12 protein-coding genes are annotated in these 12,833 nt (G+C 65.3%); 7 read left to right on the top strand and 5 right to left on the bottom strand.

Annotated elements, in window-relative coordinates; genetic code table 11:
• Positions 1 to 69: 69 nt before the first annotated feature.
• Positions 70 to 906: an endonuclease/exonuclease/phosphatase family protein gene (locus ACZK45_RS14050; RefSeq protein ID WP_125895480.1), complete on the bottom strand. Its 837-nt coding sequence runs from the start codon at positions 904 to 906 to the stop codon at positions 70 to 72.
• A 163-nt stretch (positions 907 to 1,069) separates the two neighbouring features.
• Between ACZK45_RS14050 and ACZK45_RS14045 the strand changes: the two genes are divergently transcribed.
• Positions 1,070 to 2,635: a POT-type proton-dependent oligopeptide transporter gene (locus ACZK45_RS14045; RefSeq protein WP_032129657.1), complete on the top strand. Its 1,566-nt coding sequence runs from the start codon at positions 1,070 to 1,072 to the stop codon at positions 2,633 to 2,635.
• 7 nt (positions 2,636 to 2,642) lie between these two features.
• Complete coding sequence (locus ACZK45_RS14040) at positions 2,643 to 3,269, top strand: rhomboid family intramembrane serine protease (protein ID WP_032129656.1); 627 nt, start codon at positions 2,643 to 2,645, stop codon at positions 3,267 to 3,269.
• Between the two features lie 43 nt (positions 3,270 to 3,312).
• Here the strand turns inward: ACZK45_RS14040 and ACZK45_RS14035 are convergent, their stop codons facing one another.
• On the bottom strand, positions 3,313 to 3,474 hold the full coding sequence (locus ACZK45_RS14035; RefSeq protein ID WP_165929939.1) for a hypothetical protein: 162 nt from the start codon (positions 3,472 to 3,474) through the stop codon (positions 3,313 to 3,315).
• A 209-nt stretch (positions 3,475 to 3,683) separates the two neighbouring features.
• On the opposite strand from ACZK45_RS14035, the gene ACZK45_RS14030 reads away from it, so the two are divergent.
• The 4 genes from ACZK45_RS14030 (at position 3,684) to ACZK45_RS14015 (ending at position 6,963) form a co-directional block, all read left to right on the top strand.
• Positions 3,684 to 3,986 carry a GNAT family N-acetyltransferase gene (locus ACZK45_RS14030; protein WP_006455911.1) on the top strand — a complete coding sequence of 101 codons (303 nt, stop codon included), beginning with the start codon at positions 3,684 to 3,686 and terminating at the stop codon, positions 3,984 to 3,986.
• A 37-nt stretch (positions 3,987 to 4,023) separates the two neighbouring features.
• Positions 4,024 to 4,905 (top strand): DUF3298 and DUF4163 domain-containing protein, encoded by an 882-nt coding sequence (locus tag ACZK45_RS14025; RefSeq protein WP_329893509.1) that lies wholly within the window; start codon positions 4,024 to 4,026, stop codon positions 4,903 to 4,905.
• A 19-nt stretch (positions 4,906 to 4,924) separates the two neighbouring features.
• The gene (gene cfa, locus ACZK45_RS14020; protein WP_478444849.1) at positions 4,925 to 6,040 is read left to right on the top strand and encodes a cyclopropane fatty acyl phospholipid synthase; all 1,116 of its coding nucleotides are present in this window, start codon (positions 4,925 to 4,927) and stop codon (positions 6,038 to 6,040) included.
• Positions 6,041 to 6,201: 161 nt separating this feature from the next.
• The gene (locus tag ACZK45_RS14015) at positions 6,202 to 6,963 is read left to right on the top strand and encodes a hypothetical protein (protein WP_180837504.1); all 762 of its coding nucleotides are present in this window, start codon (positions 6,202 to 6,204) and stop codon (positions 6,961 to 6,963) included.
• Positions 6,964 to 7,161: 198 nt separating this feature from the next.
• Here the strand turns inward: ACZK45_RS14015 and ACZK45_RS14010 are convergent, their stop codons facing one another.
• Positions 7,162 to 9,330: a M3 family metallopeptidase gene (locus tag ACZK45_RS14010; protein WP_253143580.1), complete on the bottom strand. Its 2,169-nt coding sequence runs from the start codon at positions 9,328 to 9,330 to the stop codon at positions 7,162 to 7,164.
• A 130-nt stretch (positions 9,331 to 9,460) separates the two neighbouring features.
• Between ACZK45_RS14010 and ACZK45_RS14005 the strand changes: the two genes are divergently transcribed.
• Positions 9,461 to 9,940, top strand: a complete 480-nt coding sequence (locus ACZK45_RS14005; RefSeq protein ID WP_125895484.1) for a glutathione peroxidase — start codon at positions 9,461 to 9,463, stop codon at positions 9,938 to 9,940.
• Between the two features lie 77 nt (positions 9,941 to 10,017).
• Here the strand turns inward: ACZK45_RS14005 and ACZK45_RS14000 are convergent, their stop codons facing one another.
• Entirely contained in the window at positions 10,018 to 10,797 is a 780-nt protein-coding gene (locus ACZK45_RS14000; protein ID WP_046984352.1) for a ferredoxin--NADP reductase, read from the bottom strand.
• A gap of 79 nt (positions 10,798 to 10,876) precedes the next feature.
• Entirely contained in the window at positions 10,877 to 12,748 is a 1,872-nt protein-coding gene (locus tag ACZK45_RS13995) for an ABC transporter ATP-binding protein (RefSeq protein WP_164080938.1), read from the bottom strand.
• Positions 12,749 to 12,833 lie beyond the last annotated feature (85 nt).

The raw sequence follows: 12,833 nt of genomic DNA, 5'->3' as shown, positions 1-12,833 counted from the left end.
ATTCGGTAGTGCCGGCCGCTGGCCGGCAATCGTGTGGTACCCGAGGAGCCGGCCAGCGGCCGGCACTACCTATTCCGCGCCCTGCAGCCGCAGGGTGGCCATCACGCCCAGGCGCAGGCCGGGCAGGTCGCCGTCGGCTGGCAGCAGGATCGGCTGCTGGCGGATGCCGCCGAAGTGCTTGACCTGGAACAGCACATCCAGGCCATGGCCACTGCTGCCACCGCCACTGGCCGCAGGCGCCTCGGCGCGGCCGCCGGGATTGCGCCGGGCCGGCTGGAAGCCGGGCGTGCTGCGCACCAGTTCCACTGTGTTGGCGGAGAAATCGCCGGCGATCAGGCTGGGCATGCCCTCGGCGGTGGCGCCGATCCAGGTCATCAGGTCGCTGGTCTGATGCTGGCGGGCGGTGGCCTCGTCCGGGTCCGGGCGCAGCCGTGCCACATAGATGTTGACCAGTGCCTCGCCCAGCTTCAGCCGCATCATGCCGGCGGCGCTGAAGGTGCCGGGTGGGTGCAGCAGGGTCACGCCATCCTCGCTGACCGGCAGCCGGGTCAGCATCGCGTTGCCATGCCGCAACGGCTGGCTGGGCGGATCGGCGGTAACGAAGTCGCAGCTGTAGCGCAGCCGGCTGGCCAGCCAGCAGGCCGGATTGCGGCCCTGCTGCTGCAGCACCTGCTGCACCGAGATCACGTCCGGCTGCAGGTCGGTCAGCAACTGTGCGACCTGCTCACGGCGCAACTTCCATTGCGCGTCATCGCGGCTGGGCAGTTCCAGCGCGGCCACGGTGAGTTGCCGGGGCTCGCTCTCGCTGGCGGCGGTGGCCGTTGCCTGCGGCCGCGCCTGTGCCTGCAACGCCATCAGCAGCACCAGGCAACTGAGCAGGAGACGGGCGGGGGCGAGGGGGCGCATAACGATAAGTTTACGCTTTTGTCGTGCAGGTGCCGTGACTTCCGGCACGGAGTGTCGCTGCCTGCCATGGATTGGCACCGTTGTCATGCAGCCCTGCAGCGTGCTTCGCAAGCCCTGCTTCCGGTAATCTTGCGCCTTTCGCTTTGCAGGATTGCCTTACAGGATGAGCCACGACGCAGTTGCCCCCATCGCCGGCCAGGGAAAGATGCCGCGCCAGATCCCGTACATCATCGGCAATGAGGCCTGCGAGCGGTTCAGTTTCTACGGGATGCGCAACATCCTGGTGCAGTTCCTGATCACCTCGCTGCTGCTGCAGGAAATCACTGCGGAAGGCCGTGCCGGTGAAGCCAAGGACATCATGCACAGCTTCATGATCGGCGTGTATTTCTTCCCGCTGCTCGGAGGCTGGCTGGCCGACAGGTTCTTCGGCAAGTACCACACCATTCTCTGGTTCAGCCTGGTCTACTGTGCCGGCCACCTGTGCCTGGCGCTGTTCGAGAACAGCCGCGAGGGCTTCTTCCTCGGCCTGGGCCTGATCGCGCTCGGTGCCGGTGGCATCAAGCCGCTGGTGGCCTCGTTCATGGGCGACCAGTTCGACCAGAGCAACAAGCACCTGGCCAAGATCGTCTTCGACGCCTTCTACTGGATCATCAACTTCGGCTCGCTGTTCGCCTCGCTGCTGATCCCGCTGGTGCTGAAGAACTGGGGCCCGCAGTGGGCGTTCGGCATCCCGGGCATCCTGATGTTCATCGCCACCTTCGTGTTCTGGCTGGGCCGCAAGCGCTACGTGCTGGTGCCGCTGCCGCCGAAGGATCCGCATTCGTTCGCCAACGTGGTGCGTACCGCACTGACCACGCGCGTGGCCGGCCAGGGCCGTCCGGGCCTGGTGATCGCCGTGCTCGGCCTGGTGCTGGCAGTGGCCTCGTTCGGCCTGGTTGGCTCGCTGGGCATTGTCATCTGTCTGTGCCTGGCGCTGGTATCGATCCTGGCCGGTATCGGCGGTGGCACCTGGCTGCAGCTCGATCGCGCCCGTGGCCAGCATCCGGCCGAAGCCGTCGAAGGTGTGCGCTCGGTGCTGCGGGTGCTGGTGATCTTCGCGCTGACCACGCCGTTCTTCTCGCTGTTCGACCAGAAGGCCTCGACCTGGGTCCTGCAGGGCCAGCAGATGCAGATGCCGAGCTGGTTCACCGCCTCGCAGATGCAGGCACTGAACCCGCTGCTGGTGATGATCCTGATTCCGTTCAACAACCTGGTGCTGTACCCGGCCCTGCGCCGCTTCGGCTTCGAGCCGACCGCGCTGCGCCGCATGACCGCCGGCATCGCCTTCAGCGGCCTGGCCTGGATCGTGGTCGGCGGCATCCAGGTGGTGATGGACGGGGGCAACGCCATGTCGATCTTCTGGCAGATGCTGCCGTATGCGCTGCTGACCTTCGGTGAGGTGCTGGTCTCGGCCACCGGCCTGGAGTTCGCCTACAGCCAGGCGCCGCAGGCGATGAAGGGCGTGGTGATGAGCTTCTGGAACCTGACCACCACCATCGGCAACCTGTGGGTGCTGCTGTCCAACGCGGCGGTGCGCAACGATGCGGTGACCCACAAGATCGCCAGTACGGGCCTGAGTGAAGCGGCGTTCCTGATGTTCTTCTTCGCCGGTTTCGCCTTCGTCGCGGCGTTGGCCTTCGGTTGGTACGCGAAACGCTATCGTATGGTCGACAACTACCGTAGCGCCTGAGCCTGACATGACCCCCGTCAATCTGCTGTTGATCGCCATTACCGCCATCCTGTCGTGGATGGCGTTCAACAACCGCAAGCTGGCCGACCGCCTGATCCTGTGGCCGCCAGCCGTCGACCGTCACCGCCAGTACGACCGGCTGGTGACCTATGGCTTCATCCACGCCGACTGGTCGCACCTGATCTTCAACATGATCACCCTGTTCTTCTTCGGGGGATTCATCGAGAGCGTGATGGTGCAGCTGACCGGCAGCTACCTGACCTACCCGGCGTTCTACATCGGTGCGCTGCTGGTCTCGATCCTGCCCAGCTACCTGAAGAACCAGAAGAACCCGAACTATCTCAGCCTGGGTGCGTCCGGTGCGGTGTCGGCGGTGCTGTTCGCCTTCATCCTGATCAAGCCGTGGTCGATCATCCTGGTGTTCTTCATCCCGGCGCCGGCCATCGTCTACGCCGCGTTCTACGTCGGCTACAGCATCTGGATGGACAAGCGCGGCGGTGACCGCATCAACCACAGCGCGCACCTGGCGGGCGCGGCGTTCGGCGTGATCTTCATGCTGGCCATGCAGCCGAGCATCTTCACGCACTTCCTGCGCGAACTCTCCAACCCGACCTTCCGCCTCGGCGGCGGTTGAAGACGGGAGCGGGGCGGATCGGCAGCGATCCGCCCCCGCTGTTTCAGAGCGTGGGCTGCTGACCGTAGGTATCCAGCAGGCGGGCGAACACTTCTTCGCCGATGCGCTGGAAATCCTGGTCCTGGGTCTGCCCCTCCACGGCCAGTTGCAGCAGGCCCTCCAGCAGGGCGCGGTCGGTATCTGAATGGGAATCGCTGGGGTGCATCGGAGCCTCCGCGGTGGTGCGCATGATCAACGGTCGCAAGGGCCGTGCCAGCCTGGCCGTACCCCTCCACAGGCGATAGCGGCCGCCAGCGCTCCAGCTTGAGGGTCGCAAACTGACGTGAATGGAACGGACTTGCCCCTGTTCAGGCTTCACGCGATCATGGCGCCCGGCTGCGCACCATCCACGCAGTCGCCGCAGGAGACAGTTCCATGGCTTCGGTCACGCCCCCCGGTCTGGCCTACGAGGTCGAACACGACCTGGCCAACCATCGCTTCACCGCCCGTGTGCGCGGACAGCTGGCGGTGCTGGACTACCAGATCAAACGCAGGCGCATGGTCATCACGCATACCGAGGTGCCCGAGCCGATTGCCGGCCGAGGCATCGCCGGTGAGCTGACCCGTGTGGCGCTGCGTTTTGCCCGTGAGCAGAAGTACAAGGTGGTGCCGGCGTGTTCCTACGCCGAGGCCTTCCTGCAGCGGCATGAGGAGTACCACGACCTGCTCGTTGGCTGAATGCCAGCGGGCCACGCTTCAGCCATGGCAGGCGATGATGTACAAACATGAACAGGGGATCCCGATGAAGATTGGAAACAACCGGCCATTGCACGGCAGCGTGCTGGCCGGCGTGGTGGGCGTGCTGTTGCTGGCCGGTTGCCAGCGTGAAAGCGAGCCGGCACCGGCGACCGACGCGGCGCCCGCCGCCGAAGCCACCGCCGCAGGCGAAACGCCGGTCACGGAAGCGCCGCTGGACCTGCGCGACGTGATCGAGAACAACGAACGCGAAGTGGTGGGTATCAGCTACCCGGCCGGCATCGATCGCTACCCGGGCCTGGCCCGCGCGCTGCAGAGCTATGCGACGAGTGCGCGCAGTGACCTGCAACAGGCGCTGGACGGGCTGGGCAATGACAAGCCGAGCATGCCCTACGAGCTGTCGCTGAGCTTCGAGAAGCTGCTGGAAACCCCGCAGCTGGTGGTGGTCAGTGCCGATGGCAGCCGCTACACCGGTGGCGCCCATGGCGAACCGCTGGTGGCCCGATTCGTGTGGCTGCCGCAGCATCAGCAGATGCTCAGCGCCGAAAAGCTGGTGGCCGATGCCAAGGGCTGGAAGGCGATCAGCGATTTCGTCGCCGACCAGCTGCGTGAACGCGTGGCCACCCGCCTCAGCGGTGAGGACATGGATCCGGCCCAGCTGCAGGAATCGCTGCGCAACGCATCGCGCATGATTGCCGACGGCACCGGCCCGCAGGCCGACAATTTCAGCCAGTTCCAGCCGCTGACCGACGACAAGGGGCAGATCACCGCGCTGCGCTTTGTTTTCCCGCCGTACCAGGTGGGTCCATACTCGGACGGCACCCAGACCGCCGATGTACCGGCGGCGGTGCTGTTGCCGCACGTGGCCAAGGACTACGTGGAGCTGTTCGCACGCGGTTGACCGCAGTCGAGGAGGTGGCGTGGATACAGGGTTGCAGGAGCGGGTCGCCGGCCTGCTGCAGGAAGCCGGGGTCCGCATCGGCGGTACCCAGCCACAGGATATCCAGGTTCATGACCCGCGCTTCTTCGCGCGGGTCATGGCGCACGGCTCGCTTGGCCTCGGCGAGAGCTACATGGACGGTTGGTGGGATGCCAACGTCCTGGATGAATTCCTTGTCCACCTGATGCAGGCGCACCTGGACGAACGGGTGCACGGTTGGCGCGAAGTGGCCGATGCACTGAAGGCGCGCCTGTTCAACCTGCAGGTGGGACAGGGCAGCTACGAGGTGGGCCGCCGCCACTACGACCTCGGCAATGATCTCTACCAGGCCATGCTGGGCCAGCGCCTGGTCTATAGCTGTGGCTACTGGCGCAATGCCGGCGATCTCGACGCCGCGCAGGAAGCCAAGCTTGACCTGGTCTGCCGCAAGCTGGGCCTGCGCCCGGGGCAGCGTGTGCTGGACATCGGCTGTGGCTGGGGCGAAGCCCTGAAGTTCGCCGCCGAGCGCTACGGTGTCAGTGGCGTCGGCGTGACCATTTCGCAGGAGCAGGCCGAGTTCGCCCGCGAACTGTGCGCCGGCCTGCCGATCGAGATCCGCCTGCAGGACTACCGCGAACTGCACGAGCCGTTCGATGCGATCTTCTCGATCGGCATGTTCGAGCACGTCGGCGACAAGAACTACGCCAGCTTCTTCGAGGTGGCCAGGCGTTGCCTGTCACCGCGCGGCCTGCTGCTGCTGCACAGCATCGGCACCAACATCTCGCGGCATCGTACCGACCCGTGGATCGCGCGCTACATCTTTCCCAACTCGATGCTGCCATCGGCGGTGCAGATCACCAAGGCGTTCGAGGGCCGCTTCGTGCTGGAGGACTGGCACAACTTCGGCACCGATTACGACCTGACCCTGCAGGCCTGGCGGCGCAACGTGGAAGCGGCGTGGCCGCAGCTGGATGCGCGCTACGACGAGCACTTCCGGCGCATGTGGCGCTTCTACCTGGCCGGGTCGATGGCCACCTTCCGTTGCCGGCACGCGCAGCTGTGGCAGCTGGTGCTGTCGCCGGAAGGCGTGCCGGGTGGGTACGTGGCGCCACGTTGAGGCTGCACTTCTGCCCTGCGCGACCGATGGTGCGGATCGTGGAAGACGCGACATCGCTTGACGTCATGCGCGAGCGTTGTCGGCGCTGTGCCTGGCTGGGGTGACGTGGGCGCTAAACTTGTCGACCAGCGGCATCACCGCTTCACTGAAGGCATCGCAGCATGGGTTGGGACATCACCTATCATCCGATTGCGGAATCCGAGATCCGTGACATTTATTTCCGTGCGCTTGAGGATGGCGCGCTGGTCGCCGAGCTGCAGCAGCGGTTCCAGATCGAGCCGTTCTACATGGAGCAGCTGCAGGAGCGCATCGAGGAGGCTCGCTCGATCAGCGCAGAAATGCCTTTCGAGAAGGGGCACGCTTTGTACCTGGCGATCGTGGCCGGCCACCTTCGGCAGTATCACTATCTCCGCGGGAGCGCCCTTTCGTTTTTCATCGACGATCCGGTGGTCGCCCGCTATTTCGCGGACTGGCGGCAACTGGTGCCGTTGCAGTGGGCGGATGCTGCCGCCGGCAACCATCTACGTGAAAACTATGGTGGTGGCGTGTTCATCACGCATGCCCGGCTGAAGCAGTTACGCGCTGATCATGCAGTGGACAGCGCACTGGCTGCGCGCCTGGAGGAGCTGTTCTCCGATGGACGCCTGGTCGTTTTCTGGCGTGTTGTCGATGATGCCATCGCCAAGGGCTGTGGACTGCTGGAGGGCAGCGAGGTGGTCGAGCCGAACCCGATGGATCTCAATGCATCGACCAGCTTGAGCAATCTGCTGAACTGCGCGCCGGATGGCGCGATGCTGTATGCGGAGGCCGCGGCGGCACAGCTGGCGGAGTTCGTGGCAGCGCACCCGGATATCGCATCGACTGCCGCTGCCACGCCCGGTACGCCGAAAGGGCGGTGGTGGGAGCGACTGTTTCGGCGGTGACCGGAGAGCATCCACGCATGGCGTGGATCTATTGGTGGGTGCCGATCGTTGGTCGGTACGATCCATTCGCGCCACGAACCCCGGCATCATCGATCCACACATGACGCAATCCAGTAGATCCACGCCATGCGTGGATGCCCCAACAAAAAACCGCCCGGTCTCCCGGGCGGTTTTCGTTTCAGGCTACCGCGCGGGCGATCAGTTGCCGGCGCCGGTCAGGCCACGCTTTTCCAGCAGCGGTTCGATCTGCGGCTCGTGGCCGGCGAAATCGCGGAACAGCTGCATGGCATCCACGCTGCCGCCCTTGGACAGCAGGGTGGCGCGGAAGTGGTCGCCGTTCTTGCGGCTCAGGCCGCCGTTGTCCTTGAACCACTTCTGGGTGTTGGCGTCGAGCACTTCCGACCAGATGTAGGCGTAGTAGCCGGCCGAGTAGCCGCCCATGATGTGGCTGAAGTACGGGGTCTTGTAGCGGGGCGGGACCGGCGCGTAGTAGATGCCGTCCTTCTCCAGCGCGGCGCGCTCGAAGGCCATCACGTCCTTGGCGGCCGGCACCTGGTCGGCGCCGATCTGGTGCCAGCGCTGATCAAGCATGGCCGCGCCCAGGTACTCGGTGGTGGCGAAGCCCTGGTTGAACTTGGCCGCTGCCAGCACCTTGTCCAGCAGTGCCTGCGGCATCGCCGAACCATTCTGGTAGTGCTTGGCGTAGTTCTTTAGGATGACCGGGTTGTCCGACCACATTTCGTTGACCTGCGAGGGGAACTCGACGAAGTCACGCGGCACCGAGGTGCCCGAGAAGTACGGGTACTTCACGTTGGAGAACATGCCGTGCAGGGCGTGGCCGAACTCGTGGAAGGTGGTGTTCACCTCGTCCCAGGTCAGCAGGGTCGGCTGGCCGGCCGGCGGCTTCGGGATGTTCAGGTGGTTGGCGACCACCGGCTTGAAGCCGGTCAGCTTGGACTGCGAGACGTAGGAGTTCATCCACGCACCGCCGCGCTTGGAGGCGCGTGCATACGGGTCGAAGATGAAGATCGCCAGCTGGCTGCCGTCAGCGTCGAACACGTCGTAGACGGTGACGTCATCGTGGTAGACCGGCAGGTCGGTGCGCTGCTTGAAGGTCAGGCCGAATTCCTGGCCGGCGGCGTAGAACACGCCGTTCTCCAGCACGTTCTTCATCTCGAAGTACGGCTTCAGCTGCGACTCGTCGAAGTTGTACTTGGCCTGGCGCACCTTCTCGCTGTAGAAGGCCCAGTCCCACGGTTCCAGCTGGAAGGTCGGCTTGCGCGCGGCCTTCTGTTCCTTGTCGATCATCGCCTGCAGATCGGCGGCTTCGCGCTTGGCGTTGGCCACGGCGGCCGGAGCCAGCTTGCCGAGCATTGCGTTGACCGCTTCCGGGGTCTTGGCGGTCTGGTTGGTCAGGTTGTAGGCGGCGAAGTTCGGGAAGCCCATCAGCTTGGCCTTGTCGGCACGCAGCTGCATGATGCGCGAGACCAGCGCGGTGTTGTCGAACTCACCGCCGCGGCTGCCGCGGGTGGTCGAGGCTTCGTAGATCTTCTGGCGCAGGGCGCGGTTGGCCAGGTTGGTCAGCGGCGGCTGGCCGGTGGTGTTGAGCAGGGTGATCACGTACTTGCCTTCCAGGCCACGGGCCTTGGCGGCTTCGGCGGCGGCAGCGATCTGCTCCTTGGACAGGCCGTCCAGCTCCTTGACGTCGTCGACGGTGATCGCCGAAGCGTTCACTTCCGACTGCACGTTCTGGCTGAACTTGGTGCCCAGGTTGGCCAGCTCGGCGTTCATCTCCTTCAGCGTGGCCTTGTCAGCCTCGGACAGCTTGGCGCCGGCGCGCACGTAGTTGTCGTAGTACTTCTCGACCAGGCGCACGCCTTCGGCGTCCAGGCCCAGCTGGCTGCGGGTGTCGTACAGCGCCTGGATGCGGGCGAACAGCTTGCCGTTCAGCGCGATCGCATCGCTGTGCGCGGCGAACTTCGCCGAGTAGTCGGCCTGCAGCTTCTTGCGGGTGTCGTTGGTATCGGCGCCTACCAGGCTGAAGAACACGGTGGTCGCACGGTCGAGGATGTCACCGCTCTTTTCCAGGGCGATGATGGTGTTGTCGAAGGTCGGCTTGGCCTTGTTGTTGGCGATCGCCTCCACTTCCTTCAGCTGCTGCGCCATGCCGGCGTCGAAGGCCGGGGCGAAGTCGCTGTCCTTGATCTTGTCGAACTGCGGGAAATGCAGCGGCAGCGGGCTTTCGGCGAAGAACGGGTTGGCCTGCTGGGCATGGGTGCTGGCAGCCGGGGTGGCGGCGCCGGCCGAGAAGGCGGGCAGGGCAAGGCCGAGGGACATGGCCACGGCAAGGGCAAGGCGAGTGGTCAAGGTAGGAACTCCGGTAAGGCAAACAAGGGCCCGAGGGTAACCCGGCCGGCGGCGCCCGCACTTGTGTCAAAAGGCATGTTGCCGGGGCCGGGCGCGGGTACCATGCATTCACCGCCCACGGCCCGCTGCCATGACCACTGCCTACGACTTCAGCTTCCGCGACCTCGACGGCCAGCCGCAGGCCCTGGCCCGGTACCAGGGGCACCCGATGCTGCTGGTCAATGTCGCCAGCCGCTGTGGCTTCACCCCGCAGTACACCGGGCTGGAACAGCTGTGGCAGGAGTATCGCGAGCGTGGCCTGGTGGTGATCGGGTTCCCATGCAACCAGTTCGGTGCACAGGAGCCCGGCGACGCCGCGCAGATCCGCCAGTTCTGTTCGCTGGACTACCCGGTCAGCTTCCCGCTGTCGGAGAAGATCGAGGTCAATGGCGAGGGGGCTGATCCGTTGTGGGCATGGCTGTCACGCGAGAAGCGCGGCCTGCTGGGTAGCGCCCGCATCAAGTGGAATTTCAGCAAGTTCCTGGTCGACCGCCAGGGGCAGGTGGTGTCGCGGCATGCGCCCACCACCAAGCCGGAGCAGCTGCGCGGCGAGATCGAAGCGCTGCTGTGAGATGAACCCAAAAAGGGGACGGAGGGGATTAAGTCGTTTGTGCACAAACGACTTAATCCCCTCCGTCCCCTTTTTGTTTATTTCTCGACGAACGCGCGCTCGAACACGTAGTGGCCCGGCTGGCCGATACGCGGCGAGACCTGGAAGCCACGGGCATCGAGCACGCTGCGCAGGTCGGCCAGCATCTGCGGGCTGCCGCAGATCATCGCGCGGTCATTCTCCGGGCTCAGCTCCGGCAGGCCGAGGGTGCGCTGCATCTCGCCGCTTTCCATCAGCTGGGTCAGGCGGCCCTGGTTGGCGAACGGCTCGCGGGTGACGGCCGGGTAGTACAGCAGCTTGTCGCCGATCATCTCGCCCAGGAACTCATGCTCACGCAGTTCCTTCTCGAAGTAGTCGCGGTAGGCGAGGTCCTTTTCGTAGCGCACGCCGTGGCAGAGGATCACCTTCTCGAAGCGCTCGTAGGTTTCCGGGTCCTTGATGACCGACAGCCACGGCGCCATGCCGGTGCCGGTGCCCAGCAGGTACAGGTTCTTGCCGGGGTGCAGATCGCTGATCAGCAGGGTGCCGGTGGGCTTCTTGCCGACCAGCACCTTGTCACCCGGCTTGATGTGCTGCAGGCGCGAGGTCAGCGGGCCGTCCTGCACCTTGATGCTGAAGAACTCCAGATGCTCTTCCCAGTTGGCGCTGGCGATGGAATACGCGCGCAGCAGCGGCCGCGCCTCGGTTTCCAGGCCGATCATCACGAACTGGCCGTTCTCGAAGCGGAAACCGCTGTCGCGGGTGAGGGTGAAGCTGAAGTAGGCATCGGTCCAATGACGGACCTCAAGCACCGTTTCGGCGCCAAAAGCGGAGGACATGGGCGTATCTATCGGAAGTCGTCGGGGTGATTCTATCTCAAATGAGACAGGTTCTCATTAGGCGGAACGAGAGGCGTTCTCAGCGGTAGCCGGCCGCCTGCAGCTCGAACAGCTCGGCGTAGCGGCCGCCCTGGGCCATCAGCTCTTCATGGGTGCCGCTGGCCTCGATCCGGCCATCGGCCAGCACCAGGATGCGATCGGCCATGCGTACCGAAGAGAAACGGTGGGAAATCAGCACTGCGGTGCGATTATCCGCCAGTTCCCTGAACCGCTGGAACACCTCGAACTCACTTCGCGCATCCAGCGCCGCCGTTGGCTCATCCAGGATCATCACCTGCGCATTGCGCATCCATGCGCGGGCGATGGCGATCTTCTGCCATTGGCCGCCGGACAGGTCCACGCCCTGCTTGAAGCGGCGGCCGATCAGCTGGTCGTAGCCGCCGGGCAGGTCGTCGATCACTTCCTCGGCCATGCCACGCCGTGCGGCGTCGGCGATGCGCGCCTGGTCGTCCATCGCCTCGACCTGGCCGACGCCGATGTTCTCGCCGGCGCTGAGGTTGTAGCGCACGAAGTCCTGGAAGATCACCCCGAGGTTGGCGCGCAGGTCGTCCAGGTCGTAGTCGCGCAGGTCGCGGCCATCGAGCAGGATGCGGCCCTCGTCCGGTTCGTACAGCCGTGCCAGCAGCTTCACCAGGGTGGTCTTGCCGGCGCCGTTCTCACCGACCAGCGCCAGTACTTCGCCAGCCTGCAGCTGGAAATCAAGGTGGCGCACCGCCCATTGCTCGGCATCCGGGTAGCGGAAGCCGACGTTCTCGAACACGAAGCCCTGGCGGATCGGCTGCGGCACGCGCACCGCACCTTCACGCGAGTGGATTTCCGGCTGGATCTGGAAGAACGAGAACAGGTCATCCAGGTACAGCGCCTGGCTGGCCACCTGCGAGAACCCGATCAACAGGCCCTCCAGCAGCTGGCGCAGGCGCAGGAAGCTGCCGGCGAGGAAGGTCAGGTCGCCGATCGAAAAGTCGCCGCGCACCGTGCGCCAGGCGATGTAGGCGTAGGCGGTGTAGTAGCCCAGCGTGCCCAGTGCGGCCAGCAGCGTGCCCCAGAACGCGCGGCGCCGGGCCAGGGCGCGGTTGGCCTGGAACAGCGCCACCGACAGGCGCCGGTAGCGCTCCACCAGGAAGCGATGCAGGTTGTAGATCTTCACTTCCTTGGCCGTTTCCACGCTGGCACCGAGCTGGCGCAGGTAGTCGAGCTGGCGGCGCTCGGGCGTCCACTGGAAGTTGAGGCTGTAGCCGGCCGCGTTGAAGTGCGATTCGCCGATGAAGGCCGGCACCAGGGCCAGCGCCAGCAGCAGGATCAACCACGGCGCGTAGACCAGCAGGCCGACGGCGAGGCTGGCCACGGTGATCGCGTCCTGCACCTGGCCGAACAACTGGCTCATCAGGTTCATCCGGCCCATGGTCTGGCGTCGCGCACGGTCCAGCTTGTCCTGCAGGTCCGGGTCTTCGAAATCCTCCAGATCCAGCGTCGCAGCGTGCTCCATCAGCCGGATGCTGGTGACGTTGGCGAACAGTTCCGAGAGCAGAGCATCGGCGTAGCTGACCAGCCGGCCGAGCAGATCCGAGGCGATGGCCAGGCCGAATTCCAGCGCCAGCAGGCCCAGCAGCGGATTCAGTATGCCGCTGGACAGTGCTTCGCCCAGCGGCGGGAAGCCAGCGTCGTGCTGGCTCAGGTGCAGGGCGCTGTCGATGATCAGCTTGCCGACGTAGAGCATCGCCACCGGCAGCAGCGCACGGATCAGGCGCAGGCCAAGGCTGGCCAGGGTGAGCGCGGGGCTGGTCTTCCAGACCATGCGCAGGAACGGTGGCAGGTTGCGCATCGCCCTGAAGCGCTGGCGCAGGCTGGGTTTCTTCGCGGCGGCAGCGCCAGCGGTGGGGGTAGCAGGCATGTGCGTATTGTGCGCGCCTGACGCGTGCAGATGGGGTCAGTGCAGCCGTGTGGCCGACACCGGGGTCAGATCCCCTTGCGGAGCA

Source organism: Stenotrophomonas sp. 63632_Sma (assembly GCF_056482875.1).
This window is presented reverse-complemented; position numbering and strand designations above follow the sequence as displayed.

Bases quoted from the DNA above. Each gene is read 5' to 3' on its own strand.
- ACZK45_RS14050 (WP_125895480.1), bottom strand. From the start codon at position 906: ATGCGCCCCCTCGCCCCCGCCCGTCTCCTGCTCAGTTGCCTGGTGCTG.
- ACZK45_RS14045 (WP_032129657.1), top strand. From the start codon at position 1,070: ATGAGCCACGACGCAGTTGCCCCCATCGCCGGCCAGGGAAAGATGCCG.
- ACZK45_RS14040 (WP_032129656.1), top strand. From the start codon at position 2,643: ATGACCCCCGTCAATCTGCTGTTGATCGCCATTACCGCCATCCTGTCG.
- ACZK45_RS14035 (WP_165929939.1), bottom strand. From the start codon at position 3,474: ATGCACCCCAGCGATTCCCATTCAGATACCGACCGCGCCCTGCTGGAG.
- ACZK45_RS14030 (WP_006455911.1), top strand. From the start codon at position 3,684: ATGGCTTCGGTCACGCCCCCCGGTCTGGCCTACGAGGTCGAACACGAC.
- ACZK45_RS14025 (WP_329893509.1), top strand. From the start codon at position 4,024: ATGTACAAACATGAACAGGGGATCCCGATGAAGATTGGAAACAACCGG.
- ACZK45_RS14015 (WP_180837504.1), top strand. From the start codon at position 6,202: ATGGGTTGGGACATCACCTATCATCCGATTGCGGAATCCGAGATCCGT.
- ACZK45_RS14005 (WP_125895484.1), top strand. From the start codon at position 9,461: ATGACCACTGCCTACGACTTCAGCTTCCGCGACCTCGACGGCCAGCCG.
- ACZK45_RS14000 (WP_046984352.1), bottom strand. From the start codon at position 10,797: ATGTCCTCCGCTTTTGGCGCCGAAACGGTGCTTGAGGTCCGTCATTGG.
- ACZK45_RS13995 (WP_164080938.1), bottom strand. From the start codon at position 12,748: ATGCCTGCTACCCCCACCGCTGGCGCTGCCGCCGCGAAGAAACCCAGC.